This window comes from Nitrospirota bacterium (genome assembly GCA_040752355.1).
Taxonomy (GTDB): Bacteria; Nitrospirota; Thermodesulfovibrionia; order Thermodesulfovibrionales; family Dissulfurispiraceae; genus JBFMCP01.
The window spans coordinates 109,706-134,618 of record JBFMHE010000007.1; the positions used below are offsets into that span (position 1 = coordinate 109,706).

Below are 24,913 nucleotides of genomic sequence, written 5' to 3' on the forward strand. Positions count from 1 at the left end.
TGATGTGGAGTTTAGAACGAAACGAAGAGGAGCGACAGTATGCCATTCACGTTTGTCCTGCCCGATCTCGGAGAGGGCATCACCGAAGGAGAGGTCCGGAAGTGGCTCGTCAAGGAGGGCGATGCGGTCGAGGAGCACCAGAATATCCTCGAGGTCGAGACCGACAAGGCGATCGTAGAGGTCCCTTCTCCCCGGCGGGGCAGGATACTGAGCCTCTCGAAGCGCGAGGGCGAGGTCGCGAAGGTCGGAGAGGCCCTGGTCCTCATTGCCGGGGAAGGGGAAGAGCCCGAGAAGAAGCCCGAACGACCCGAGCGAGAGGAACGGACGAAGTCCGTCTCTGTCGTCGGCGTTCTCCCCGAAGCCGAGCCCGAACGAGAGATACGGGCCGCACCGGCTGTCCGCGCCCTGGCGAAGGAGCTCGGGGTGGAGCTCGAGGGCGTCAGGGGATCGGGGCCGGACGGCAGCATTAAGGAAGCGGACGTGAGGACCGCCGCCCGGAGAGCGAAAAAGGCGGAGGACCTCTACGGCCCCTCCGAGCGGGTCCCGCTGCGGGGCATGCGCAGGACGATCGCCAAGAACCTCGTCACCTCCCAGAGAATGACCGCCTTTGTGACGGGCATGGACGAAGCGGACATCACCGAGCTCTGGACCCTTCGCGAGCGGGAAAAGAGACCGCTCCAGAAGAAAGGGATACACCTCACCTTCATGCCCTTTTTCATCAAGGCGGTGCAGCACGCGCTGGTTGAGCATCCTTATCTGAACGCCTCGGTGGACGAGGAGCGTGAAGAGATCGTCATGAAAAAGTACTGGAACATCGCGGTCGCTGTCGATACGCCCGACGGCCTGATGGTGCCGGTGATCCGGAATGCGGAGAAGAAGACGATCCTGGAGCTCGCCGCCGAGATCCAGAGCCTCAGCAGCAAGGCGCGGGAGCGGAAGATCGCGCTCGAAGAGATGAAGGGGAGCACCTTCACCATCACCAATTACGGACACTTCGGCGGCACCTTCGCGACGCCTATCATCAACTATCCCGATGTGGCGATCCTCGGCGCCGGCAGGATCAGCGAAAAGCCCTGGGTAAAGGACGGACAGATCGTGATACGGAGGATACTCCCCCTCTCGCTCACCTTCGACCACCGGGTCACCGACGGGGTCGACGCTGCGCAGTTTCTCACCACGGTGATCGGCTATCTCGAAGACCCTGCGCTGCTGTTCATAGAGAGTTCATAGGGAGAGCTCAGAGGAGCGCGCATGCATTCTCTCGATCCCCTTTTTGAGCCCCGGTCCATAGCCCTGATCGGCGCCGCCCATACCGAAGAGAAGCTGGGCGGCATCATCCTGAAAAACCTCCTCAGGTTCAGGGGAACGGTCTTTCCGGTGAACCCCCGGTATGGTGAAATGATGGGGATGAAGACCGTTCGTTCCGTTGCGGAGCTCCCCGATGCGCCGCTCGATGCGGCGATCATCATCAGGCCCGCAGAGGAGGTGCCGGGAATCCTGAAGGAACTGGCGGGCAGAGCGAAGAGCGCGATCATCGTCAGCTCGGGCTTTGCAGAGGTCGGCGAGACCGCGCTGCAGGACAAGGTGCAGCGCATCGGCAGAGAGGCGGGAATACGCCTGCTCGGGCCGAACTGCATGGGCATCTTCAATCCCCGCCACCGCCTCGACACCTTCTTCATCTCCTACGAGAAGCTCAAGAGGCCGAAAAGAGGAAACGTGGCGGTGCTTTCGCAGAGCGGCGCTATCATGAGCTGCCTCTTCGACTCAGTACGGGCGGCCAACACCGGCATATCGAAGGCGATAGGCTTCGGCAATGCCGTCGACATCGATATCCCCGAGCTCTACGAGTACCTTTCGCATGATGCGGCAACGGAGATCGTCGTCTCCTACATCGAATCCCTGGGCGACGGGCGGGGGTTCCTCGATGCCGCGCAGAGGCTCTCGAAGCGAAAGCCTCTCGTTATTCTCAAGTCCGGCAAAGGCGCGAGCGGCCAGGCCGCCGCCTATTCCCATACCGGACGGCTCGCGGGACGCTATGAGGTCTTCACCTCCCTCCTTCAGCAGTTCGGCATAAAGGAGGCGTACGACTTCGACGAGCTCATCGATGCCGCAAAAGCCCTGTCGTACCAGCGCCCCGCGAGAGGAAACCGCGTCTGCATCGTGACGAACGGCGGCGGCTCGGGCGTGCTCGCTGCCGACGAGTGCATGCGGCAGGGGCTCGAGGTGGCGAGGGTCTCGGAGAGTACCCTGAAGCGGCTGCGAGAGCGCTTCCCGCCCTTTTACGGGATGAATAACCCCATCGACCTCTCCGCCCAGGTAAAAGACGAGGACTATACGACCGCGCTCGGCGAAGTGCAGGGGGAATACGACGGGTTCATCATCATAGCCCTCACCGGCGTCGCGGGAATCACCCCGCGCCTGGCGGAAAGAATCAAAGAGTTCAAGGCAGGAACGGACAAGCCGCTCGTCGCCTACACGGCGAACGAGACATCGAGGGCGTTGAACCGGTCCCTCGAACGCTCCGGGATACCGGTCTACCCGTCGCCGGAGCGGGCGGTGCGGGGGTTGAAGGCCCTGCTGGGAGCATAGATACTGCAGTACGAATATAACCCTCGTCGCAAAAGCGGAACAGTGAGGTGATCCGTATGGCCGAATTAGGAAGAATAGAGAGACCTGCCGTCGAAGCGTATACCGGCAAGAGAAAGCTGTACTGCGTCCCCAACGTCCTTCCCTTCAAGGACGCGCCCGACGAGTATAAAGGCCTCGTCGAAAAGTACTGGAATGAAGTCGCCGAACACATCGATAGGCTCGAAGCTGCGGGCAAGGTGAACAAGATATTCTTCGAAGGGATCATTGCGGAGGGCGAGGAAGCCTTCGAGGCCCTCGCTTCCATCAACGAGCAGGCGCTGACCATCGTTAAAAAGAAGGTCGGGGAAGGCGCCGCACTCCTGCCTCTCGAGAGAGAAGAGATATTCGCCCCCTTCATCGATTGGGCGAACTGCCTCAACATCGTGCGGACGCAGGAGGTCTTCGACAAGCTCTTCGCGTTCTACAAGGAGGCGGCGGAGAGGCGGATACAGGCTATCCAGCAGGTGATAGAAGACAACATCGCCGGCAGCGAAGCGGGCCTGCTCATCATCCGCGATGACGACCGCATGAAGCTCCAGTTCAACAAGGAATTGGAAGTGTTCCTCGTTACGCCGCCGGCATATGACGACATCATCACGTGGGTCAGGGAGAGGATGCAGGAGGGACAGGCGTAACCGGTCATCGTGCGCTGTCCCCCGTCGCAACCACATCGAAGGCATTCATCTTCGAAAGGGTCCGCTTGCCCGACAGCCTCAGCATGACGACAAGCGCCGCGTAGGCAAGCGACCCTACGAGCGCCACCCTGACCAGTCCTGTCCAGGTATCGAAGAGCACGCCCCCTCCTCTCGCCCCCCTTGCCAATCACCGCATAGCATAATTGTAGGATACGCCGACCCGATATGCAACGCTCCCCGGGAAGACCGTTACCGCACGCGCTCAAGGAGCGTCGAGGAACGCCCCTCGCCCGGCGCCTTGACATAATGACTACAAGTTAAGTAGAATGTAGCCTCAAAACAAATAAGGAGCGGCTGCGATGGAATCGGTGGGGATACGAGAACTGAAGGCGAAACTGAGCGGGTATATCGAGAGAGCGCGCAATGGCGAACGGATCGTTGTCACCGATCACGGCGAGGAGGTGGCGATGATCGTTCCGCTCTCGAAAGAGCGGAGGGCGATCACCGCGCTGGTGGCGGCGGGCAGGATACGGTGGACAGGAGGGAAGCCCGAGGGCGTCGCAGGGATCGCGCTCAAGGGGAAGCCCCTCTCGGAGACCATCCTGGAGGAGCGGCGGTGATCCTCTATCTCGGCACGAGCAGTCTCGTAAAGCTCTATGCGCAGGAGCCCTACTCCGATCTGGTGAGGGAGTGGGTCAGGGAGGCAGAGATCGTCGCGACCTGCCGCGTCGCCTACACTGAAATCATATCCGCTCTCGACATACGGTTCACCAGCAAGGACCTCACGAAGAGCGATTACGACCTCCTCGTCAAGGGGATCTCCCGCGACTGGAGCAGGCTCGCCGTTGTCGATTTCGACGAGCTCGAGGCGGGCCGGCTGGTCAAGAAGTATGGGCTGCGGCGTTTCGACGCGATTCATCTGTCGGCCGCGAAAATCATCAAAAAGGCGCAGGCCGGCCCCTCGCTCTCCTTCTCTTCAGCTGACGAAAGGCTCTGCGGGGCTGCTGCCGCGGAAGGGCTGAGAGTCCTGTATTTCGATTAATCCCTCTCCGTTCAGGACCCTGCTGCGTGCCCGCGGCATACGGGGAGAAGACAGGGAGGGCACGCCGGGCAGCTGCCGAACCGGGGCAGCCCCCGCTACGCAAGAGGGCGCCTCCGCGCAGCGGATGCCTCAAGGAGGAACCATATGTCGGATTTTTATCAAACAGGCGTAGTCGCCACCTTTCATAGGCTCGGCAGGCCCAACCTGGAGAAGATCGAGGCGGAGCTTTCATGGTATGCCTCGGCCCGCCCCCTCGCCCTCGTGCTCCCCTCCCTCTACAGCGAGCTCCAGGGAGAGGCGCTCAAGGGAATCGTGCGGGAGCTCCGGGAGGTCGGCTACGTCAAGGAGATTGTCGTAACGCTCGGCCCCGCCTCCCGCGAGGAGTTCGAGCACGCGAAACGCTTTTTCTCGGTCCTGCCGCAGAAGACCAGCATCGTATGGAACGCAGGCCCGCGCCTCAGCGAGATCTATCAGGCGATAAAGGAGGCCGACCTGCACATCGGCGAGCCGGGCAAGGGGAGGTCTGCCTGGATGGCCTACGGGTACATTCTATCGCGGCAGGAGTTCTATGCCATTGCCCTGCACGACTGCGACATTCTCACCTACAGCCGCGACCTGCTGGCGCGGCTCTCCTATCCCGTGGTCAATCCCAATCTCGGTTACGACTTCTGCAAGGGCTTCTACAGCAGGGTCACCGACCGCCTGCACGGCAGGATGACGAGGCTCCTCGTTACCCCGCTCATACGGTCGATCCAGCGCATTCTCGGCGGCTACCACCCCCTCCTCGCCTTCTTCGACAGCTTCCGCTATCCCCTCGCCGGAGAGTTTTCGATGGATATCGATATGGCGCGGGTCAACAAGATACCCGGGGATTGGGGACTCGAAGTAGGGGTGCTCGCCGAGGTCTACCGGAACACCTCGCTGCGAAGGGTCTGCCAGGTCGACATAGCGGAAAACTACGAGCACAAGCATCAGGCGCTCTCTCCCGACGATGCCTCGAAGGGGCTCCACAAGATGGCGGTGGACATATGCAAATCGATCTTCCGGACCCTGGCCTCGGAGGGGATCGTCTTTTCGAGCGGGTTCTTCAAGACGCTGGTCGCAGCCTATGTGCGGACCGCCCAGGATATGCTCAAGCGGTACGAGGATGATGCTGCGATCAACGGTCTCTTCTTCGACCGGCACGAAGAGAGCCTCGCCATGGAGACCTTCACCAACGGCATCCGGAAAGCGGCGGAGATCATTACCGAGGACCCTCTCGGCGTGCCGCTGATCTCGAGCTGGGACAGGGTGACCTCGGCAATCCCCGATATTCTCCCGCGGATCCGGACGGCAGTCGAAGAAGACAACGCTTAACCTGCAGGAGAAGCAAGAACGACCCATGATCGATTTCGGTGCGCTCAAACGATGGGGTTTCATCCTGGCGGCCCTCGTGATCGTGATCGCCGCCGGCAATGCCGCCGCCCTCTGCGTTACGGGACAGACGAAGATGCGCGAAGGGCCGGGCAATCACTACAAGGCAAGGTGGGATATATACGCGTTCACGCCGGTGGTGCGCGTCGGGACATCGCTGTCAGGGGAGTGGTATGCGGTGCGCGACAGCGACGGCGATGTGGGGTGGGTCCGGAAGCGGCTGCTGACGTCCCGGTACCGCTGCGCGGTTGTCACAGCTGACGAGGTGAATGTGCGCACCGGTCCCGGTACGCGCTATCCCCTCAGCGCTGCGGGAAAGGCGATGAAGTACTATTCCTACCGGGTCGTGCAGCAGAAAAAGCAGTGGGGCAAGCTCTCGGACGAGTGGGGAAACCGGGGATGGGTTCACCGGGATTATCTCTGGATACAATGAGAAGGAGTTCATGACGAGGAGGAAGCGGTTATGAGGATCGCTGCAGCGGTGCTGGCAGTCATGAGTGCGATTGCGGCAGCAGTATGGTACGGCATTCCGGTGGTGATCGAGAGGGAGACGGCGGATCTGCGGCAGCGGCTGGAGCGCATCGAGGCCTTTATCAGAAATGAGGAGGAAGCGCGCAAAGCCGCTGTGCTGCCCCCTGATGCGGACGCGCAGAAAATCCTCAAGGCGGTCAACGCCCTCGCCGCACGGACCTCTTCCCTTGAGCGTTCCGTGACCGCACAGGCGGCCGCTGCCGAGGAGACCCTCCAGAAGCAGCGCGAGGCCAGGGAGACAGCGCTCAAGCAGCAGGCCGAAGCTCTCGAGAGCCTGAAAAAAGAGACCGCGGGTGCCCTGCAGCGGATATCGTTCGAGGCGAAGCTGGCGGCGGTAAGGGGGCATATTGCAAAGGCGCGGACGGACCTGCTGTCGAAGAACGTCACGACGGCCAGGAACGAGATGGAGCTCATCGACGCCGCCCTGGAGCGGATGAAGACCGCTGCCTCAGGAGAAAGGAAAAAGAGCATCGAGGAACTGCAGGCGACGCTCAGAAAGGCGCGGGAGGAAGCCGATGCCAACCTGTCCGCTGCGTTGAGCAGAATCGATCTGCTCTGGCATGAGACGAGCAGGATGCTGATGAGCAGCCTCTAGAGTATTCATGTGTGGTGCACAAAACCGCTGAGGAGGAACGGGGAGAGCAATGAGAAGAGCGGGTGCAAAGGCCGTCCTTGTCGCAGCCATCCTGCTGATGCTGCTGGGCGCCATTGATATGGTGGAGATGCCGGAGAGAGAAAGGGGTGAGGAAGGGGCCTACCGTGAGATAAGCGGCACCGTCGAGCGCGGCGAGACGCTCTTCACCATCTTCATGCGCAGCAAGCTGGATAGGGGGGAGCTTTTCAGGCTGCGCGAGGCCTCTGCCTCGGTTCACCGGCTGCGGGAGCTCTACCCGGGCCAGCCCTACAAGATCGTTGTCGACGACGACAACCAGGTGCATGCCTTTATGTACTGGATCGACGATGACCACCTCTTGGACATCAGGCGGAGCGAGTCCGGCTTCAGCGCCGAAAAAAAAGCGATCGCGTACGAGCGGCGGGTCCTCCAGAGAGGGGCGTCGATCACAAACAATCTCATCTCCTCTCTCGGCGAGACCAGGGAGGATGAGCTCCTCGCGCTCAGGATCTCGGATATCTTCGCCTGGGATATCGACTTCTCGACCGACCTCCAGCCCGGCGATTCCCTCAAGATCGTCGTGGAAGGGCTCTACCGTGAGGGAATATTCAGGAAGTACGGCGACATCCTCGCCGCAGAGATGGCGAATGCGGGCACGGTCTACCGCGCCTACCGGTTTGAACGGAACGGCGCTGCCGACTACTACGATGCCGGGGGAAGACCCCTCAAGAGAGCGTTCTTGAAAGCTCCCCTCAGCTTCCGGCGCATCAGTTCGGGGTTCTCGCGCAGCAGGCTCCACCCCGTACTGAAGATCTACCGGCCCCATCACGGCATCGATTATGCGGCGCCGGCAGGCGCCCCGGTCTCGGCGGTCGGCGACGGCACGATAGCCTTTGCCGGGCGCAAGGGACAGTATGGGAACCTCGTGATCGTGCGGCATCGCAACGGATTCGAGACCTGCTATGGGCATCTGTCCGGGATAGAGAAAGGGATACGGAAGGGCGTCCGGGTCGGGCAAGGGGCGGTGCTCGGCTATGTCGGCGCAACCGGTCTCGCGACAGGCCCCCATCTCCATTACGAAATACGGCGCGGCGGCAGGCCGGTCGATCCGTTGCGGGTGGACATGCCCCGGGGAGAAACCATTCCCCGCCATCGGGCACATGCGTTCAGCCGCTTCAGGGACAGCATGGAGAGGCGATTCGCATCGATTGCCGCCCCGCTGCCGCAGCCGGCGCAGGGACACGGGGGAGGCGACAGCCTCTTCGCGACCCGCAGCTCCCCTTGATGCCTGCCGTCGGGAGCAGGGCAGCACGAAGAAGGAGGGATCAATGGAGACGACAGCGCCGTTCGAGTTCAAGCAGTACGTGAGCATTCTCAAGTCCACCGGGAGGAAAGCCGGTACGCTCAGGGAGTTGAGAGAGGCGATTGCCGCAGTAAGCAGCAAGTCGCTCTTCCATCATACCTGCCAGTATTTCGTGAAAGGCCATGCCCTCGAGTATACCAACGACTTCGCCCACTGGGCGGGCGAGAGCCTCGAAGAGCGGGCGCTGGCCGAGCAGCTCTCGAATATCGACTCCTATGCCTTCACGCATATCGACGACCTCAGGGCTGCGCTGCTCTCGGTGATCGACGACTACCTGCTGCGCTTCCCCGAGCCCCGTGCAGCGATGGCCGGTGATGCGTTCCACTTCAACGAGACCGTCTCGTTCGTCTTTTCCGCAGGGATCAGGGTGCAGAACCTCGCGGAGTTCCTCATCGCCCTGCGCTACCTCGATCCCAGCGCGCTCTATTACCACTTCCACGAGGCGCGGGTCCGCCTCGGCAGCGACGACCTCTCGGCATGGGTCGAGGCCGCTCTCGGCAGGGAAGGGCTCGCGCAGAAGATCCGGGCCATCGACCCCTTCATGCACAGCATCGAGGGCATCAGGGAGCTCCTCGTCGAAGCGGTGGAGGAAGAGGTCCGCAGGGGCATGGAGGTGCTGTGATGCTGCTCGACCGGTACTCCGGAATTGCCCCCAAGGGCGATCTGCTGCTCCTCCGGAAGCTCGGGGAGCGCCTTCAGGGAAAGACCTTTCTGCATGTGAACTCCACCCGGAGCGGCGGCGGCGTGGCCGAGATCCTGCAGCGCATGATCCCCCTCATCCTCGATCTCGGCATTACGGCCCGCTGGGAGGTGATCGAGGGAGACGACCGCTTCTTCGATATCACCAAGAAGATGCATAACGCCCTGCAGGGCAACCCGGAGCGTTTTACCGAGGCTATGTGGTCGCACCATTACGAGGTGAACCGGCATAATGCGGAGCATCTCGACCTCGGGGCCGATGCGGTGCTGATCCACGATCCCCAGCCTGCGCCGCTGATCGAGTTCAGAAAGGGCGGCCGGTGGTTCTGGCGCTGCCACATCGATGTATCGAACCCCCTGAAAGAGGTGCGGGACGCCCTTCAGCGCTACTGCGCGCGCTACGACGCAGCGGTCTTCTCGGTCGCGCGGTTCGCCCAGGCGCTGCCGATCAGCGAGTTCATCATAGCCCCGTCCATCGACCCCCTGAGCGACAAGAACAGGGAGATGGACGACAGCGAGATACGCGCGGTCCTCGAACGGCTCGGGATCCCCGCGGACCGGCCGATGATCCTGCAGGTCTCCCGCTTCGACCGGTTCAAGGACCCGATCGGCGTGATTCAGGCCTACCGCATGGTGAAGAGGTACAACGACTGCATCCTCGTCCTCGCCGGCAGCCCCGCCACGGACGACCCCGAAGGAGCGGCGGTGCTCGACGAAGTCACGGCGTACGCCTCTGACGACCGCGACATCTACGTGCTGCTCCTGCCCCCCTTCAGCGACCTCGATATCAACGCGCTGCAGCGCAGCGCCACCGTGATCTTCCAGAAGTCGCTCAAGGAAGGGTTCGGCCTGACGGTCTCGGAAGCGATGTGGAAGGGGAAGCCGGTCATCGGCGGCGCGGTGGGCGGCATTCCGCTCCAGATCGTCCACGGCGTCACCGGGTTCCTCGTCCACTCCGCAGAAGGGGCGGCGTTCAGAGCACGGCAGTTCCTCAATAACCCCGGCATGGTGAAACGGATGGGGGAGAAGGGAAAGGACTATGTACGGAAGAACTTCCTTATTACGAGACAGCTGAGGGACTATTTATCGGTATGGTACCGGGAGGAAAACGGCCGGAAAGAAGTGATGGAGCTCTGATATGAAGATATCCATTCGCCTTATCGTCTCTCTTGTGGTGGTGAGCGCTCTCGTCGCCGTGGCCTTTTCATTCTACCAGGCGAACGAGGAGAAGCACCGCCTCATCACCGAGCTGGAGCGGAGGACTATCGTCCTTGCCGACAGCCTGGAGGAGTCGGTGGTAAGCCTGATGCAGTCGGCGTCCACCGCGCGGCTGAACCGCCTGGTGGTACGGTTCGGCAATCGCGAGCGGCTCAAGGGGGTCGCCCTGTTCGACCGGCAGGGCGCTGTCGTCGCATCGACGCCGGAGCTCAGACCGCAGATCCCGCATCCCTTTCCCGCAGCGGTGCGGTCCATCGCCGGCAGCCAGCCCGTCAGCAGCTTCATGGATATCGACGGGAAGAATGTCTATGTCTACACCGTCCCGCTTCCGGCGGAAGAAAAGGTCAGCGGGACCCTCGCGTTGTTCCACGACGCGTCCTATATCGATGTACGGCTCAGGGAAATATGGCACTACAATTTTCTCCGCTTCCTGATCCTCACCGCCCTGATCGTCTTTATCACGCTCGTCGTGGTGCGGTGGAGCATCACCGGTCCGATCGCGCAGATTGCGGAATGGATGAAGGAGCTGCGGACAGGAAAAGGCAGGGTCGAGCACTCCTCGATACTGCCGAGGGGGGATGTCCTCGCTCCCCTCGTCTCCGAGGTCACCCATCTCGCAAAGAGCCTCGCGGTCGCGCGCGCAAAGGCGGAGGAGGAGGCCAGGAGGCGCGTGCAGATCGATTCGCTCTGGACCGCCCAGCGCCTGAAAGAGCATATGCGCATCGAGCTGAGCGGCAAGAAGCTGTTTCTCGTCTCGAACCGCGAGCCCTATATGCATGTAAAGGACGGAGGCCTGGTGCGGTGCATCGTTCCGGCAGGAGGGCTGGTGACCGCCCTCGATCCGGTGATGCGGATATGCGACGGGCTCTGGGTCGCCCACGGCGGGGGCAATGCAGACCGCGAAACGGTCGGCGCGGGCGATACCCTGCGGGTGCCGCCCGAGAGCCCTTCGTACACGCTCAAGAGGATATGGCTCTCGAAGGAGGAAGAGCAAGGGTACTATTACGGGTTCTCGAACGAGGGGATATGGCCGCTCTGCCACATCACGCATACCCGTCCGACGTTCCGGCTGGAGGACTGGGTGTATTACCAGAAGGTGAACGAAAAGTTTTCCGAAGCCCTCCTCGCAGAGATAGCCGGCGAAGAGTCGCCCCTGATCCTGATCCAGGACTACCATCTCGCCCTCCTTCCGCTGCTCATCAAGGAGAGGCGGCCCGATGCGCGGGTGGCGCTCTTCTGGCATATACCGTGGCCGAACCCCGAAGCGTTCGGCATCTGCCCGTGGCAGCAGGAGATCCTCATGGGCATGCTCGGGGCGGATATCGTCGGCTTCCACATACAGTTCCATTGCAACAATTTCCTTGATACGGTCGACCGGTTCCTCGAATCGAAAATCGATTGGGAACAGTTCTCCGTCACCCGCGGCGGCCATACGACCCAGGTGAAGCCCTTCCCCATAAGCGTCCGCTTCGACGGCGTTACCGAGAAGGCGGCCGCAGTGCAGGAAGCGCTCCCGCTCAAGGAGAGTCTTCTCAAGGAGATAGGAGTATCCGTACGGTACCTGGGCATGGGCGTGGACCGTATCGACTACACCAAGGGAATTCCCGAGCGGTTCAGGGCGATCGAGCGTTTTCTCGAAAAGCATCCCGAATTCATCGGCGCCTTCACCTTCGTGGAGCTCGGCGCTCCGAGCCGGACCCACATCAAGCGGTATCACGACCTGATAGCTGAGGTGGAGGAGACGGTGAACAGGATCAACTGGCGTTTCGAGGTGAAAGGGTGGAAGCCTATCGTCCTCCTCAAGGCGCATCACAGCCACGAAGCGATCAGCCGGTTCTACCGCGTGGCCGACGTCTGCATGGTGACCTCCCTGCACGACGGCATGAATCTCGTCGCAAAAGAGTTCGTCGCCTCCCGCGATGACGGGGACGGCGTACTGATCCTCAGCCGGTTCGCCGGCGCATCGAGGGAGCTGACGGAGGCGCTTATCGTGAACCCCTACGACATCGAGGAGATGGCGGACGCCGTTTATCTCTCGCTCACCATGGAGCCGAAACAGAGAGCGGAGCGGATGTCCCGTATGCGCACGGTGGTGAGGGAAAACAATATTTACCGCTGGGCCGCGGACCTGATCACCGCCCTTGCGCGCCTCCGGCCATCGGGTGAGATGGAGTGAAGGATAGGGGAAGAGGGGTCAGCATCTGCGTCGGCGGGAGCCCCGAAGCCGACTATTGCCTGAAGAGCCGGGATGAGGTGGCGCTCGTCCTTGAACGGCTCCTCGCGGTGGGGGGCGATCAGAACAGCGGGACGCCGCAGCGGTAACGCGATGGGCGATATCACGTTGCGGAAGGAGCTGATGCAGCAGCTTGAAGCCATAGGACGGGCTGAGATTCTTATCGGTATTCCGAGCTATGACAATGCGCACACCATAGCGCATGTGGTGAAGGCGGTGCAGATCGGACTCGCCAAGTACTTCCCCGACAAGAAATCGGTAATCGTCAATTCCGACGGCGGATCGAAGGATGGCACCATGCAGGTCGTCCGTGATACGACGATCGACGATCTGCAATCCATACTGCTCCGTCATCGCGTGGAGCCGGTCCTCAAGATCGCTACCCCCTATCACGGCATCCCCGGCAAAGGCAGCGCCTTCAGGACGATCTTCGAGATCGCAAAGGCGCTCGAAGTGGACGCCTGTGCCGTGGTCGACTCCGACCTGAGGAGCATCACGCCGGAGTGGGTCGAGCTCCTGATCAAGCCGGTCGTGGAGGGAGGATTCGATTATGTCGCCCCGCTGTACCACCGCCACAAGTACGACGGCACCATCACGAACAGCATCGTCTATCCCCTCACGAGGGCCCTCTACGGCAAACGCATACGCCAACCCATCGGGGGGGACTTCGGATTTTCGGGGAGGCTCGCCTCCTTTTATCTGATGCAGGAGGTGTGGGAGAGCGATGTGGCGCGGTACGGTATCGACATCTGGATGACCACGACCGCCATCGCCAACGGGTTCCGGGTCTGCCAGTCCTTCCTGGGCGCAAAGATACACGACCCGAAAGACCCCGGCGCCGATTTGAGCGCCATGCTCTACCAGGTGGTCGGCTCTGCCTTCGACCTCATGGAGACCTACGCTCCTGTCTGGTCCCGGGTGACCGGCTCGGAGCCGGTGCCGACCTTCGGGTTCCAGTACACGGTGGGCCTCGAACCCGTTGCGGTCAATGTCGACCGGATGATCGACAAGTTCAGGCTCGGCGTGAAGGAGCTGGCGGGACTGTGGCAGGAGGCACTCCCGTCCGGGGTCGTGGAGGAGCTGAAGGAGCTCGAACAGAAGGGCAGGGAGGAGTTTTCTTTTTCCGACGGCCTCTGGTCAGAGATCGTCTGCCGCTTCGCCCTGGCCGTGCGCGAGAAAAGAGTCTACAAAGAGCATCTGCTCAGATCGATGACGCCGCTCTATATAGGCAGAACCGCTTCGTTCGTCCTCGAGACGGAGGAGAGCGGGGCCGCCGAAGTAGAGGAGAGGATCGAGCAGCTCTGCAGGACCTTCGAGGAGATGAAGCCCCTGCTTATCGGGCAATGGGAGCACAAGGAAGGCCGCGAGGAGTGAGATCGTATGATCATCCGGCCGACAATTGCAGATCGACTATTTTCAGGAGGGACACATGATACCTGGTGTTGAACGGTTCATAATAGAGCCGGCAGAGCGATTTCTCGAAAAGGTGGCGCTCTTCCTGCCGAACCTCTTCTCATCGCTGCTGATCCTGGCCGTCGGCGCCTGCGCAGCGTGGCTGACAAAGCATATCGTGCTGCGCATACTCCGCATGATGAAGCTCGCCGAGCTTTCGGAGCGTTCCGGAGTGGAGGGCCTGCTCCTCAAGGGGGGCATCCGTGAGCCCTTTGCCGCGGTGGCGGGCAGGCTCGCCGGCTGGCTGGTTTTCTCCATATTCATTCTGATATCCCTGAGCACGCTCACGGTCCCGGCCGTAGAGCGGCTCCTCGAACGGATGCTCCTCTATCTTCCCAATCTTTTCGTTGCGCTCGCCATCGTGGTGATCGGCGTGCTCCTCGCCAACTTCTTCGGCAGGGCGGCGCTCATCGCGTCGGTCAATGCCGGGCTGGCCATGGCGGGACTGATCGGCAAGACGGTAAAGCTCGCTGTCTTCCTCTTCACGCTTTCGGTCGCCCTCGAGCAGCTCGGGATCGGCAAGGAGACGGTCCTGCTCGCGTTCGGCATACTGTTCGGGGGCGTCGTCCTGGCGCTCGCCCTCGCCTTCGGCCTCGGCGGCCGGGAAGCCGCGCAGTCGTACATCGAGAAGAAACTTTTCTCCGAAGAGGAGAGAGATGATATTCACCACCTCTAACTGCCCGGGGCCGGCCGGATGAAACAGAAGCTCGACCGTCTGCTCCTGCTGCTCTCGAAGGTCAGGGCCGACGAGCAGACGGCGCTCATTATCCTGTCGCTCGCCATCGGCATGCTCGCCGGGGTCGCCAATATCGTGTTCCGTACGGCTATGGAGTTTGTACACGAGACCGTCTTCATCGGCGGCTCGAAACTACTCCGTATCGACGAGGGCGGGGGATATCGCGCCCTGCTGCCGCTGCTCCCCATGACCGGAGCGCTCCTGCTCATTCCCTTTTCGCTGCTCTTTCCCCGCGAGGTGAACGGGTACGGCTTCCCGAAGTTCATCGAGGCCGTGAACCTCCGCGGCGGCGTCATGAAAGCGAGGAGCATATTCCTGAAGACCGTCGGCCCCGCGCTGACCATCGGTTCGGGAGGCTCCGCGGGAGTCGAAGGACCTATCGCCATAATCGGCGGAACGATCGGGTCCGCAATCGGCCAGTTCTTCAGGCTCTCGGGAAACCGGATGAAGCTCCTCGTCGCCGCCGGTTCCGCAGGCGCCATCGCCGCCACCTTTAACGCCCCGATCGCGGGCATACTGTTCGCCATGGAGGTGGTGCTCCTCGGCAACTATGAGCTCTCGTCCTTCGCCGCCATCGTCATCTCGTCGGGCATAGCCACCTTTGTGTCGCGGGGATACTACGGCGCCACTCCCGCCTTCTCCGTGCCGCAGTACGACCTCGTCAGCGCTGCGGAGATACCGCTCTACCTCCTCCTCGGCATAATCATCGGGGTTATTGCGGTGGTGTATGTAAAGGTGTTTCACCGGGTGAGCGACGAATTCGCCTCCGCGAGGATGCCCCTGCAGCTGAAGCCCGTGCTGGGAGCCTTTATGGTAGGGAGCTTCGGCATATTTTTCCCCCACATAATGGGCAACGGGTACGGGTATATCGAGGAGGCCCTCTCCGGGAATATCGTCCTCCCGGTCATCGCGCTGCTCGTCCTCCTCAAAATCGTCGCGACAGCGGTGACGCTGGGGTCAGGGGGAGCCGGAGGGGTCTTCGCCCCTGCCCTGTTCATAGGCGCGATGACCGGGGGCAGCTTCGGGGCTGTCGTCCACCGGCTCTTCCCCGCACTGACGGCGTATCCGGGCGCCTACGCCACGGTCGGCATCGGCGCCTTCCTCGCCGCCGCGACGCACGCCCCGCTCACCGGGATATTTCTCCTCTTCGAAATGACGGGAAACTATAAGATCATAATTCCCCTGCTCTTCGCCTCCGTGGTGGGGACCGTCGTCGCCAAAAGGCTCTCTCCCGACTCCATCGATACCGTGGAGCTCAGCAGAAAGGGGATAGCCCTCCATTTCGGCATGGAGCGCTCGACGATGGGCAGGATAAAGGTGAGCGACATCATGAGGCGGGACGTTATACAGGTCAACGAGCATGCCCTTCTGAAAGACGTGATAGCGCTCATGGTCGACCATGAACGCTTCTATATTCCGGTTACCGATGATGCGGGCGACATGCGGGGGATCATCTCTATTCAGGATATCCGCCACGTACTGTTCGAAGAGACGGTGAAGGAGAGGGTCAGGGTCGATCAGATACTGACAGAGCACGTTATCACCTTGCTCCCCGACGATGACCTCAATACGGCAATGAGGAGGTTCTCCCTGAAGGATATAGACGAGATCCCGGTCGTCGCTGCCGGCGATTCACGCCGGGTGGTCGCCATGGTAGGAAGGGGCGATGTCATCTCGGCGTACAACCGGGAGGTCCTTAAAGAAAAGGCGTAAGGGGAATATCCCGGCGCATGTCTCCTTCGCCGGGCGAGGCGGGCGTGCACCGGTCCGTTAACGCCTTAAGCTCTGGGGAGTCCCGCTCACCATCCCGCCCCCTTCGTTTCAGCCAGAGGCATAGCTATCCCTAGCCTTGCACTGCCGGCTTACGCGCCGCAGCACTTCTTGTATTTCCTGCCGCTCCCGCAGGAGCAGGGGTCGTTGCGGCCGACCTTGGGAGCCGGGCGGACCACCGGCTTGGGAGGAATCGTCTTTCCGCTCACGAAGTACCATGTCCCTGCCTCCTTTTCGAACGTGGAAAGCTCGTGGTGTTCTCTTGCAGTACCATCTTCGGAATAGGTGACCACGAACTCCACCTGGCCCTCGTGATCATCAGGCCCGCCGCCTACGGTCTTCACGATCTCTATCCCGTGCCACTGAGCGCTCTCCGCCCAGGCGCGGGTGCTCCGTGCATCATAGTCCGACCGGTGGCCGGGATGGAGAGAGGCAAAGATATACTCCAGCTCTTTTTTCACATAAGCGCTGTAGCGGGAGCGCATGAGCTGCTCTGCGGTCTCCGCAGGACGCTCGCCTTGTATGAGGGGGCGGCAGCAGGCATCATAGGCTGTATTCGATCCGCACGGGCACGTATCCATAACAGGCTCCTTACAAGAATTCTCCGGGATTATAGCACACGCAGCCGCTCCATGAATCCCCGAGCGCGTCAACGCCGTCATTTGCCGAACTCCCGCAGCTTCAGCTCTTTTCTCTTTATCTTGCCGCTTACCGTCTTCGGCAGGTCGGCGGAGAACTCGATCTTCCTCGGGTATTTATAGGGCGCGGTGCTCTTCTTGACGAACTCCTGGAGCTCCCTGGCCAGTGCGTCGGAGGGACTGTACCCCTGGGTCAGGACGACAAAGGCCTTGACCACCTCGCCGCGCACCTCATCGGGGCTCGCTACCACCGCTGATTCCTTTACCGCGGGATGCTCGATAAGAATACTCTCGATCTCGAAAGGACCGATACGGTATCCTGCCGAAAGGATGATGTCGTCGTCCCTGCCGACGAACCAGAAATAGCCCTCCTCATCTCTGTACGCCCGGTCTCCGGTCATGTACCACTGCCCGAGGAGGGTGCGCGCCGTGGCCTCCGGGTTGCCGAGGTACTCCTTGAACAAGCCGGCCGGCCGCACAGGGGCTGCCTGAATCGCGATCGCTCCCTCCGTTCCCGCCGGAACAGGGACACCGCTGCCGTCGATGACCGCAACGGTAAAGCCGGGCACCGGCACGCCCATCGACCCCGGTTTGACCGGGAGGCACCTGAAGTTGGCGAGCACGTTCACGGTTTCGGTCTGGCCGTAGCCGTCGTAGATGTACCGTCCTGTCCGCTCCTTCCACAGCTCGAGCACCTCGCTGTTCAGCGGCTCCCCTGCAGCGACGAAGTGGCGCAGCGTGCGGAAAGAAAATTGTTCGGCAGCCTGTATCTCCTTGACCATCATCCGGTAGGCGGTCGGGGGACCGCAGAAGGTCGTGACCGGGTACTTCTGCATCGCCTCGAGAATAACGGGCGCATCGAATTTGCCTTTCCGGTAGAGCGAAAAGACGGCAGCGCCCCGGTGCCAGGGCCCGAAGAGGCTCGACCATGCCGCCTTTGCCCACCCCGTGTCGGAGAGGTTCCAGTGGAGGTCGCCCGGCCTGAGGTCGAGCCAGTAGGCGCCGGTGAGCATATGGGCAAGAGGATAGGACGCCTGGGTATGGAGGACCATCTTGGGCTGCCCCGTCGTCCCCGAGGTAAAATAGATGAGCGCGGGGTCGCTGCTCGGGGCCCGCTCTCCTTCGAAGGCCACCGCTTTTTCCCGCACCCTGAGGTAGTCGTACCACCCCGGCCGCTTGCCGATACTCAGCAGCAGGGGGGGCGTCTCGACCGCGCTCATCGCCTCTTCGACCTTCGGGGCGCTCTCTTCCGTTGCGATGACCGCCTTGATATCCGTTGCCGAGAGGCGGTACGCGATGTCTTTCGGCGAAAGGAGCGTCGTTGCGGGGATGGGGAGCGCATTGATGCGCATGAGCGCGAGCATGATCTCCCACCACGCGGGTATGTTCGGCAGCATGACCAGCACCTTGTCGCCCCGTTTGACCCCGAGCGTCCTGAAAGCGCCGGCGCCTTTCGAGGAGAGCACTTTCAGCTCATCGAAAGTAAACTTCCGCTCCGCAGCGCCGTCGGTCCAGAAGAGCGCGCAGCGGTCTCCCCACCGGTCGAAGACATCGAGGGGAAAGGAAAAGAGCGAGGGCACCGGGAGCGAGAAGGTCCCGTACTCTTTTCGATAGTCGCTCATGTTCGGCGCTGCATCCATGGTCACCCATAGTACCATATTTGCCTATCGGGTCGTCAGCCGCGAGGGCTTGGGAGACCTGCCGGCCTGCGCTGCTGTTATAATTAAAGCAGATGACCGCCGCCGACCTGATAAAGACCATCGAAGGAAAGACCGCTATCGGCGAGTACGAGACGAAGGCGCTTCTCGCCGCTCTCGGTCTTCCGGTTCCCAGAGGCAGTTATGTAGCCGGGGAGGAAGAGCTTCCGCGCCCGCTCGCCCTCTCCTATCCGCTCGTCGCGAAGATCGCGTCGCCCCGGATCGCCGCGAAGAGCGAAGTCCGCGGCGTCAGGCTGGGCATTGCGGATGAGGAGGCGCTCAGGCAGGCGGTCGATGAACTGAAGCGGATCGAAGGCGCCGAGGGGGTACTGATCGAAGAGATGGCGCCGCAGGGGGTCGAGGTGATCGCCGGCGGCATCATTGATCCCCAATTCGGCCCGGTGGTGATGTTCGGTCTCGGCGGTGTCTTCGTCGAGCTGTACAAGGATGTCGCCTTCGGGCTCGTCCCGCTGGGGGAGGAAGAGGCCCTCCGGCTGGCAGCGCGCATCAAGGGATACCGCCTCCTGCAAGGCTACCGCGGCGCTCCGCCGGTCGATATGAATGCCCTCGCCCGGGTGCTGACCGCTGTCTCGGAGATCATCGCTACCGGCAGGATCGAAGAAATCACGCTCAATCCCGTCGCGCTCTATCCCGACGGCGCGATGGTGCTCGATGCGAAGATGGTGGTGAGGCAGATCTAGAGCGGACCTCAGCTGCCGAGCCCGTACTTCTTTCTCACCTCTTTGGTCTTTCCGCAGGTGTACTCTCCCTCGGGGCAGGGTGCGTGGAGACAGCCGGGACCCGCCTTCGAGAAAATGACGGGTGAAATCTCTTTTACCAGGGCCAGCATCCGTTCTGCCATGGCGCGGATCTCCCACTGCGCCCGGTTGCAGCAGCGCTGCCGGAAAAAGTGGAGCAGCTCCCGCGCATTCATGGTGACCATGATCTTTGTTTCCGCTGCATTGGGCAGAACAAAGCGCGCGTCCTGGTTTGCGGCCTCCCCTTGTATGCCGCGCTCGTTCAGTCTCTTCACCAGATGACTATAGGCCTTCTGCGCCTCGGCCATGAACGATTCAAAGTACTCCCTCACCTCGGCATCCTCCCGGACCACGGGCGGAATAACATAATCAAAGCCCTTCTCCTCGCTGACGTACCGCTGCGACTGCTGGCTGTACGACGCGAGCCGATGCCTGACGAGCTGGTGGGAGCAGGCCCTCGATATGCCTTCGACGGCGAAGGTGAAGGACGCGTGCTCGATAGGGCTCAGGTGGCCGATCTTCATCAGCTTTTCGACAAACGCTTTCTGGTCCCCGGCTTCTATCTTCTCTCTCAGCGCGGTAATATCCGCCGGGCTGTAACAGAGCTTCGCCGCCATAGCTACCGTCTCTTCGGGATTGGGGGTGTGCTCTAAAAGAATGACCTTCAATCGCGCTTCGGACATGCGGGGATTATACTTGCTCCGAAAAGGCTAATGCAAGGGAGGCAGGCGCTCCCTGCGGTTATGCAGCAAACGGATGATAGGCGAGCTGCGATTACTTCCCCATGATCTGAATGTACTTGGCGATGCCGTTCCTCGTAATGATGCCGCTTATGGAGCCGCGCTCCATGACGACGAGCCGTCCCTTGTCCTCGCTGATCATCAGCTCGAGCGCCTTCATGGCATCGCTCTGCGCGGGAATCTCCCACCGCCGGTCATGGGGGACGAGGATCTCGCCGACCGTCGCAGTCCGCCACCGCTCGCGGGGCACGTCCTTTACTTCTTTCAGGGATACGAACCCGAGGAACTCGCCGTTCCTCATTACCGGAAACCCGCCGTAGCCGTACCTGAGAAAGTAGTCGTTCACCGCCTCTTCGATGACCGTGTCCGGAGGGATGCGTACGAAATCCCTGACCATGATGCTCTCCACCGCGACGCCGCGCAGCGTCTCCTGGAGCCCTGCCTGCTGGTAGCTCGCCTGCGCCGCGGTATAGAGAAACCAGCCGATCAGCATGAACCAGAGGCCGCCGGAGAGGCCGCCGAAGAGCGAGAGGACCCCCAGGATGATGAAGAGCAGGGCGATCTTCTGTCCGTAGCTCGAAGCCGTGCGCGTCGCGCTGTAGAAATCTTTCGACCGGTTCCACAGGTAGGCCCGCACCACCCGTCCTCCGTCCATGGGGAACCCGGGGATCAGATTAAAAATGCCGAGGACGAGGTTGATCTGGGCAAGATAGATGAAGAGCGCCCTTACCACGCCGCCGGGGACGAGGGTATAGGCCGCGTAAAACACCAGTGCCAGGGCAAAGCTCGCCAGCGGACCGGCGACCGCCATCCTGAACTCCACCTTCGGGTCGGGAGGCTCCCCCTTGATCTGCGAGACGCCGCCGAAAATGAAAAGGACTATGCTGGATATGGGCAGCTTGTATCGCAGGGCGACGAAGGAGTGCGAGAGCTCGTGCAGCGCCACGGAAATGAAGAGCAGCAGCGCTGCTATGGCGCCGCTCGCCCAGTACGACCCTGCGGCGAGATCGGGCACGGCCCTGGGAAAATAGAATGACGACAACGACCAGGTGAGCAGCCCGAAGATGATGAGCCAGGAGAAATGGACTCTCAGGGGAATGCCCATGATCGTGGCGATCTTGAGCGATCCCGATTCGAGGGGAGCAGCCATGATCCCTCCTCAGAAATAGCACCTGCCGCTATCTCAATCAGACAACCGCAGCAGCTAGAGCTTCCCTTTTGTGGACGGCAGTCTCCTGCCGTGCTCGTCCCGTGCAACCGCCTCCCTGAGCGCCCTGCCAAAGGCTTTAAACACGGCCTCGAGGATGTGATGCATATCGCGGCCGTACTTCACGGTGATGTGCAGGTTCATCATGGCGTGGTTGCTCAGCGCCCTGAAGAAGTCCTCGAAGAGCGAGACCTCGAGCCCTTTCAGCGTGCCGCGGGGGGGCTTGACGTTATAGACGAGATAGGGCCTGCCGCTCAGATCGATGACCACCTGGGCGAGACTCTCGTCCATGGGGACAGTCGCCTCGCCGTAGCGCCGGATGCCCTTCTTCTCCCCGAGGGCCTTTTTGACCGCCTCTCCCAGGGTTATGCCGAGGTCCTCCATGAGGTGGTGATAATCGACCTCGATGTCACCCGTCGCCCGTATCTGCACATCCATCATGCCGTGAAAGGCAAAGAGGGTGAGCATATGGTCCAGGAAGGGGATGGAGGTGTTCACTTCGCAGGATCCCTTGCCGTCGAGATTAAGGACAGCGGCGATGTCCGTCTCCCTGGTGGTACGCTCGATCTTTGCCTTTCTCATCGTCTCCTCCTGATGTCTTTCACCTGAGTATAATAGCCGGGCCGCCGGTCCTTGTCAATGCAGCAGCCGGAAACGGGGGGCCGCCCTCCGACGGGGGGGAACGGCACCGCCTCCGTTCAGCGGGAAGAGCCAAAAAGCGTTATACCTCAAGCAATTCAGACCTTCTTTTTCTTGACAGACCCCTGTCTGAATTGCTAAAGTATAAAAAACTACTCTAGAGAGAGGGGGGGAGACAGCGTGCCCTCTGTAAAGGTCAAAGATTCGGAATCGTTGGAGTCCGCGCTCAAGCAGTTCAAAAAACAGTGCGAACGGGACGGCATCCTTTCCGATGTCAAGAAGAGAGAGCATTACGATAAACCGAGCATCAAGAAGAAAAAGAAGATAGTGGCTGCCCGCAAGAAAGCCGCAAAGCGCACACGGTCATTCTCGCGCTAGCTGCACACCCCTTCGGCAGGAAGGAAGCAGAGGGCAGCGGCGGATATTCCCTTCTCTGCAAAATACTGATCGACAACAGGAGCCGGGGCCGGGATAGTGATGAGCACCTTCCTCCAGGGATTGGACGCAGACCTTAAAGAAGCCTTGAAATCGCGTGACGAGCTGAAAGTCTCGGCAATCAGGATGATCAAGGCCTCTCTCAAAAATAAGGAAATCGACAAACGGGGACCGCTCACGGACGATGAGGTCGTGGCGGTCCTGTCCACCCTCGCGAAACAGCGGAGGGAGTCGATCGAGCACTTCACGGCAGCGGGAAGAACCGACCTCGCCGACCGGGAGCAGCGGGAACTGGCGATCATCCAGTCCTACCTCCCCCGACAGCTTCCTCCCGAGGAGCTTGACCGCATCATCATCGCGGCCATCGAGGAAGCGCACGCAACATCGCCGAACGACATGGGCAAGGTAATGAAGCTGCTCATGCCGAAAGTCAAGGGAGCTGCCGACGGAAAAGTCGTCAACCAGCGGGTCAAGGAGCTCCTCGGTACCGCTTCGTAGCTCCCGTTTCCGTTTTACTGCACAAGCGTCTGCAGCAGGGGAGTTTCATTCATCCGCCTCATAAAAAGCGCTCATAGTACCGTTGCCGGGAATAAGCACTCGACATAACCGGCCTCCCTCTGGTAACCTGATATAATGAGCGGAAGTACGTAAAAAAAACACGCATCGGGGAGAGTATGAAGAATACAGGTGCCATGAAGTCCGACGCGCTCATCGATGATATCAAGGCGCGCCTCGATATCGTCGATCTCGTCTCCGAGCATGTCGATCTGAAGCGGGCCGGTCAGAACTACAAAGGGCTCTGCCCGTTTCACACCGAAAAGACCCCCTCCTTCATGGTCAGCCCCTCGAAACAGATATTCCACTGTTTCGGCTGCAGCAAGGGGGGCGATATCTTCGCCTTCGTGATGGACTATGAGAACATGACCTTCCAGGAGGCGCTCTCCCATCTTGCGGGCAAGGCGGGGATATCGCTGGAGCGCATCAAGGGCGGCTCGTCCGCGGCTGCTGCACTGAAGGAGGTCCTGTATGCGCTCAACAGGGAGGCGATGCTCTTCTTTCAGCGCCTGCTGGCCTCATCCGGGCAGGCCCGCGCCTATCTGGAGGAGCGCGGGCTGAGCAGCGGAACGGTAGAACATTTCGCTCTCGGCTGCAGCGCGGGCGACCGCGACGCCCTCCTCTCCCACCTCAAGAAGAAAGGCTTCTCCCCGGAGCAGATAAAGGCCTCCGGTCTCGTGCATTTCGGGGAGCGCGGCGCCCATGACTTCTTCCGGGAGCGGGTGATGTTTCCCATCAGCGACCTCCAGGGGAAGGTCATCGCCTTCGGCGGCAGGACCCTCTCATCGTCGAAGAGCGTTCCCAAGTACCTCAACTCTCCCGACAGCCCGATCTTCAGGAAGGGAGACACCTGCTACGCGCTGCACCATGCGAAGCAGGCGATCGTGCAGAAAAACTACACGATCATCGTCGAAGGCTATCTCGATGCGATCACCTGCCACCAGCACGGCTTTCTGAACACGGTCGCGCCGCTCGGCACTGCCCTTACCGCAGGCCATGTGCACCGGCTCAAGCGCCTCTCGAGCAACGTGCTCCTCCTCTTCGACGGCGACACCGCGGGAGCGGCAGCGGCGAAGCGCTCCCTCGAGCTCATCTTTGCCGAGGCAATGACGGCAAAGGTGCTCATGCTGCCGACGGGCGAGGACCCCGATACGTTCCTGCGCACCTATGGGCCGGAGCGTTTCAAATTCGCCCTGAGCAAAGCGGTATCGCCGGTGGAGTTTCTCATGAAGCTCTACGGGAAGAAAAAAATCGAGGCGGCAAAGTACGCGCTCTCGCTCATACCGGCCTGCCCGGACGCGCTCCTCAGGGACGAGACCCTGCGCGAGATAGCGAGCTGGTCGGGACTCAACGAGCATGCCGTCCGCGAGGAGCTGAAGAAGATCAAGCCGAAGCCGCTGGCGAGCCCCTACGGGGCCCGCTCCTCTGCCGGCGATGCCCGTCAGGAGCTGCAGCCGAAGAGAGAGCGGAGAGATGAAGAAGAAATACTCCTGAACATCGCCCTTTCACTGCCTGAAAAGGCGCCAAGCATAGTACGTCGCCTCAATCCCGACACCATGGAGGATACCCTTGCACGACGAGTCTTCGAAAAGATGAGAACCCTCATGTCCGATGACGAAAGCACTTCCTCTCTCACCGAAAGACTCCTCGCCCTGTGCGGAAACGAGGAGCGGGCGCTCATAACGAAGCACGCCGTAGCTCCCCATATCGACCAGCAGTATGTCGATCGCAATATCGAGGACTGCCTGGATAAGGTGCTCCTCAGGGGCATCGAAGGACAGATCAAGGCGGCGGAGCGGGACGCCAGGGAGACAGGGGATACGAAGCAGTTGCACGCCCTCATAACCGAGAAAAGAAAGTTATTGCAGAAGATAGCGGATACTGCGCAGCGGTAGAATGTCAGCAAAGACA

At 61.1% G+C, this 24,913-nt stretch carries 25 protein-coding genes and 1 pseudogene; 20 read left to right on the forward strand and 6 right to left on the reverse strand.

The window, feature by feature from the left end:
- Positions 1-39: 39 nt before the first annotated feature.
- From AB1805_06950 to AB1805_06960, 3 genes are read left to right on the forward strand one after another with little or no spacing between them, the layout of a single operon-like run.
- On the forward strand, positions 40-1,230 hold the full coding sequence (locus AB1805_06950; protein MEW5745156.1) for a dihydrolipoamide acetyltransferase family protein: 1,191 nt from the start codon (positions 40-42) through the stop codon (positions 1,228-1,230).
- A gap of 21 nt (positions 1,231-1,251) precedes the next feature.
- Positions 1,252-2,589 (forward strand): acetate--CoA ligase family protein, encoded by a 1,338-nt coding sequence (locus tag AB1805_06955; protein MEW5745157.1) that lies wholly within the window; start codon positions 1,252-1,254, stop codon positions 2,587-2,589.
- A gap of 56 nt (positions 2,590-2,645) precedes the next feature.
- Positions 2,646-3,263 (forward strand): hypothetical protein, encoded by a 618-nt coding sequence (locus AB1805_06960; protein ID MEW5745158.1) that lies wholly within the window; start codon positions 2,646-2,648, stop codon positions 3,261-3,263.
- Between the two features lie 22 nt (positions 3,264-3,285).
- Here the strand turns inward: AB1805_06960 and AB1805_06965 are convergent.
- Positions 3,286-3,423 (reverse strand): annotated as a pseudogene (locus AB1805_06965) (DUF421 domain-containing protein).
- Between the two features lie 199 nt (positions 3,424-3,622).
- Here AB1805_06965 and AB1805_06970 point away from each other — a divergent pair.
- From AB1805_06970 to AB1805_07030, 13 genes are all read left to right on the forward strand, one after another.
- Complete coding sequence (locus AB1805_06970; protein ID MEW5745159.1) at positions 3,623-3,883, forward strand: type II toxin-antitoxin system prevent-host-death family antitoxin; 261 nt, start codon at positions 3,623-3,625, stop codon at positions 3,881-3,883.
- Entirely contained in the window at positions 3,880-4,305 is a 426-nt protein-coding gene (locus tag AB1805_06975; GenBank protein ID MEW5745160.1) for a type II toxin-antitoxin system VapC family toxin, read from the forward strand. The genes AB1805_06970 and AB1805_06975 overlap by 4 nt, the downstream gene beginning before the upstream one ends.
- 144 nt (positions 4,306-4,449) lie before the next feature.
- Positions 4,450-5,661: a glycosyl transferase gene (locus AB1805_06980; GenBank protein MEW5745161.1), complete on the forward strand. Its 1,212-nt coding sequence runs from the start codon at positions 4,450-4,452 to the stop codon at positions 5,659-5,661.
- Between the two features lie 25 nt (positions 5,662-5,686).
- The gene (locus AB1805_06985; protein MEW5745162.1) at positions 5,687-6,151 is read left to right on the forward strand and encodes an SH3 domain-containing protein; all 465 of its coding nucleotides are present in this window, start codon (positions 5,687-5,689) and stop codon (positions 6,149-6,151) included.
- A 30-nt stretch (positions 6,152-6,181) separates the two neighbouring features.
- The gene (locus AB1805_06990; protein MEW5745163.1) at positions 6,182-6,844 is read left to right on the forward strand and encodes a hypothetical protein; all 663 of its coding nucleotides are present in this window, start codon (positions 6,182-6,184) and stop codon (positions 6,842-6,844) included.
- Between the two features lie 49 nt (positions 6,845-6,893).
- Positions 6,894-8,147, forward strand: a complete 1,254-nt coding sequence (locus AB1805_06995) for a M23 family metallopeptidase (protein MEW5745164.1) — start codon at positions 6,894-6,896, stop codon at positions 8,145-8,147.
- Positions 8,148-8,190: 43 nt separating this feature from the next.
- Positions 8,191-8,847: a DUF5752 family protein gene (locus tag AB1805_07000; protein MEW5745165.1), complete on the forward strand. Its 657-nt coding sequence runs from the start codon at positions 8,191-8,193 to the stop codon at positions 8,845-8,847.
- Positions 8,847-10,061, forward strand: a complete 1,215-nt coding sequence (locus AB1805_07005; protein MEW5745166.1) for a glycosyltransferase — start codon at positions 8,847-8,849, stop codon at positions 10,059-10,061. The genes AB1805_07000 and AB1805_07005 overlap by 1 nt, the downstream gene beginning before the upstream one ends.
- 1 nt (position 10,062) lies before the next feature.
- A complete protein-coding gene (locus tag AB1805_07010) occupies positions 10,063-12,318 on the forward strand; it encodes a trehalose-6-phosphate synthase (GenBank protein MEW5745167.1) in 2,256 nt (751 codons plus the stop codon).
- A complete protein-coding gene (locus AB1805_07015) occupies positions 12,315-12,464 on the forward strand; it encodes a hypothetical protein (protein ID MEW5745168.1) in 150 nt (49 codons plus the stop codon). Before AB1805_07010 ends, AB1805_07015 begins: the two co-directional genes overlap by 4 nt.
- A 34-nt stretch (positions 12,465-12,498) precedes the next feature.
- The gene (locus tag AB1805_07020; protein ID MEW5745169.1) at positions 12,499-13,749 is read left to right on the forward strand and encodes a glycosyl transferase family 2; all 1,251 of its coding nucleotides are present in this window, start codon (positions 12,499-12,501) and stop codon (positions 13,747-13,749) included.
- 55 nt (positions 13,750-13,804) lie between these two features.
- Entirely contained in the window at positions 13,805-14,503 is a 699-nt protein-coding gene (locus AB1805_07025) for a hypothetical protein (GenBank protein MEW5745170.1), read from the forward strand.
- An 18-nt stretch (positions 14,504-14,521) separates the two neighbouring features.
- Positions 14,522-16,276 carry a chloride channel protein gene (locus AB1805_07030; GenBank protein ID MEW5745171.1) on the forward strand — a complete coding sequence of 585 codons (1,755 nt, stop codon included), beginning with the start codon at positions 14,522-14,524 and terminating at the stop codon, positions 16,274-16,276.
- Between the two features lie 149 nt (positions 16,277-16,425).
- On the opposite strand, the gene AB1805_07035 is transcribed toward AB1805_07030, so the two are convergent.
- Both AB1805_07035 and AB1805_07040 read right to left on the reverse strand, forming a co-directional pair.
- Positions 16,426-16,914: a YchJ family protein gene (locus AB1805_07035; GenBank protein MEW5745172.1), complete on the reverse strand. Its 489-nt coding sequence runs from the start codon at positions 16,912-16,914 to the stop codon at positions 16,426-16,428.
- Positions 16,915-16,991: 77 nt separating this feature from the next.
- Positions 16,992-18,629 carry an acyl--CoA ligase gene (locus AB1805_07040; protein ID MEW5745173.1) on the reverse strand — a complete coding sequence of 546 codons (1,638 nt, stop codon included), beginning with the start codon at positions 18,627-18,629 and terminating at the stop codon, positions 16,992-16,994.
- 74 nt (positions 18,630-18,703) lie between these two features.
- Between AB1805_07040 and AB1805_07045 the strand changes: the two genes are divergently transcribed.
- The gene (locus tag AB1805_07045; protein MEW5745174.1) at positions 18,704-19,369 is read left to right on the forward strand and encodes an acetate--CoA ligase family protein; all 666 of its coding nucleotides are present in this window, start codon (positions 18,704-18,706) and stop codon (positions 19,367-19,369) included.
- A gap of 8 nt (positions 19,370-19,377) precedes the next feature.
- Here the strand turns inward: AB1805_07045 and thyX are convergent, their stop codons facing one another.
- The 3 genes from thyX to hisB all read right to left on the reverse strand — a co-directional run bounded on the left by thyX (position 19,378) and on the right by hisB (position 21,955).
- Entirely contained in the window at positions 19,378-20,109 is a 732-nt protein-coding gene (gene thyX / locus AB1805_07050; protein ID MEW5745175.1) for an FAD-dependent thymidylate synthase, read from the reverse strand.
- Positions 20,110-20,200: 91 nt separating this feature from the next.
- Positions 20,201-21,316, reverse strand: coding sequence for a site-2 protease family protein (locus tag AB1805_07055; GenBank protein ID MEW5745176.1), 1,116 nt, complete (start codon positions 21,314-21,316; stop codon positions 20,201-20,203).
- A gap of 54 nt (positions 21,317-21,370) precedes the next feature.
- Entirely contained in the window at positions 21,371-21,955 is a 585-nt protein-coding gene (hisB, locus tag AB1805_07060; GenBank protein MEW5745177.1) for an imidazoleglycerol-phosphate dehydratase HisB, read from the reverse strand.
- A 237-nt stretch (positions 21,956-22,192) separates the two neighbouring features.
- Between hisB and rpsU the strand changes: the two genes are divergently transcribed.
- The 3 genes from rpsU (at position 22,193) to dnaG (ending at position 24,897) form a co-directional block, all read left to right on the forward strand.
- Positions 22,193-22,390, forward strand: a complete 198-nt coding sequence (rpsU, locus tag AB1805_07065) for a 30S ribosomal protein S21 (GenBank protein ID MEW5745178.1) — start codon at positions 22,193-22,195, stop codon at positions 22,388-22,390.
- A gap of 99 nt (positions 22,391-22,489) precedes the next feature.
- On the forward strand, positions 22,490-22,945 hold the full coding sequence (locus AB1805_07070) for a GatB/YqeY domain-containing protein (GenBank protein ID MEW5745179.1): 456 nt from the start codon (positions 22,490-22,492) through the stop codon (positions 22,943-22,945).
- A 176-nt stretch (positions 22,946-23,121) separates the two neighbouring features.
- Entirely contained in the window at positions 23,122-24,897 is a 1,776-nt protein-coding gene (gene dnaG, locus AB1805_07075) for a DNA primase (protein MEW5745180.1), read from the forward strand.
- The last annotated feature ends 16 nt before the right edge of the window (positions 24,898-24,913 follow it).